At 60.4% G+C, this 1,388-nt stretch carries 1 protein-coding gene; it reads right to left on the bottom strand.

Annotated elements, in window-relative coordinates; translation table 11 throughout:
- Positions 1 to 36 precede the first annotated feature (36 nt).
- Positions 37 to 1,320: an IS256 family transposase gene (locus ABZ677_RS27810; protein WP_358375321.1), complete on the bottom strand. Its 1,284-nt coding sequence runs from the start codon at positions 1,318 to 1,320 to the stop codon at positions 37 to 39.
- Positions 1,321 to 1,388: the final 68 nt, after the last annotated feature.

Raw genomic sequence — 1,388 nt, 5'->3', positions numbered from 1 at the left:
GGGACTATCTCGTTAACGGTGTTTCGGCCGTTTTCATCAGTAGGTTTCTGATCCGGGCCAACGATCCGCGAACGTGATCGCGAAGGCATTGAGAGCGGGTTTCCACCGTGTGATCCATCGTGCCTGACCTTTGCCGGTCGGGTCCAGCGAACGGGTCACCAGGTACAAACATTTGAGCGCAGCTTGCTCGCTGGGGAAATGACCGCGAGCTTTGACCGCCCTCCGATAGCGCGCATTCAGCGACTCAATAGCATTGGTAGAGCAAATGACTCGACGTATCTCCGTGTCATAGTCAAGGAACGGGATGAACTCCTCCCACGCGTTGTCCCACAGCCGGATGATCGCCGGATACCGCTTTCCCCAGTTCTCGGCCAGTTCGTCGAAAGCAGCCCGCGCCGCTGCCTCACTCGGCGCGGTGTAGATCGGCTTCAGTTCCCGCTTGAGTGCGTCCCAGTGCTGACGTGCCGAGAGCCGAAAGGTGTTGCGGATCAGATGCACCACACAGGTCTGGACCGTGGTGGCCGGCCACACATGCTCGACAACCTCCGGCAGGCCCTTGAGACCGTCGCAGACGAGAAAGAACACGTCTTTGGTGCCACGATTGCGGATGTCAGTGAGCACGCTCATCCAGAACTTGGCGCCCTCGCCGCCCGTGCCGGCCCACAAACCAAGCACGTCGCGGCGCCCGTCCAGGCTCACCCCGATGGCCGCGTAGATCGGCCTGTTCGCGACCTGGCCGTCGCGGATCTTGACCACGATGGCATCGATGAAGATCGCTGCGTACACCTCATCGAGCGGACGTGCAGACCAATCCTGCATCTCCTCGATCACCTTGTCAGTGATCCGGGAAATCGTCTCCTTCGAGACCGATGCACCGTAGATTTCAGCGAAGTGCGCGCTGATCTCCCCAGTCGTTAACCCTTTGGCGTACAACGATAAAACGATCTCATCAACGCCGTTGAGCCGACGCTGCCGCTTCTTGACGATCTGCGGTTCGAACGTCCCTTCGCGGTCTCGGGGGACTTCGATCGGGACGTGCCCGGTCGACTCGGTCAGCACCGTCTTCGACCGAGTGCCGTTGCGGATATTTGTTGATGCCCGACCCGGGTTGGCCTGGTTCTTGTCGTGCCCGAGATGCTCGGTCATCTCCTCGTTCAATGCCGTTTCCAGGACCGTCTTGGTGAACTGCTTGAGCAGCCCATCCGGGCCCGTCAGCGACAGGCCCTGCTCTTTCGCCAAGCGCACGAGCTCCGCTGCCGCCGCCTCCTCGGCCGACGGTGGTGTCGATTTCTTCTTCGTCACATCATCCAGTGTCGTCATCACGGCACCCTTCTCGCCGGGCATTCACCCAGCGTGTCGGGCCGAAACACCGTTTAAGAAACACTCCC

It is taken from the genome of Rhodococcus sp. NPDC006774 (assembly GCF_040636045.1).
In the GTDB taxonomy this organism is placed as follows: domain Bacteria; phylum Actinomycetota; class Actinomycetes; order Mycobacteriales; family Mycobacteriaceae; genus Rhodococcoides.
The sequence above is the reverse complement of the archived record's forward strand: the minus strand, read 5'-3'. Positions and strand labels throughout refer to the sequence as shown.

Excerpts from the sequence above, each read along its gene's own strand:
- ABZ677_RS27810 (WP_358375321.1), bottom strand. The coding sequence starts at position 1,320 with ATGACGACACTGGATGATGTGACGAAGAAGAAATCGACACCACCGTCG.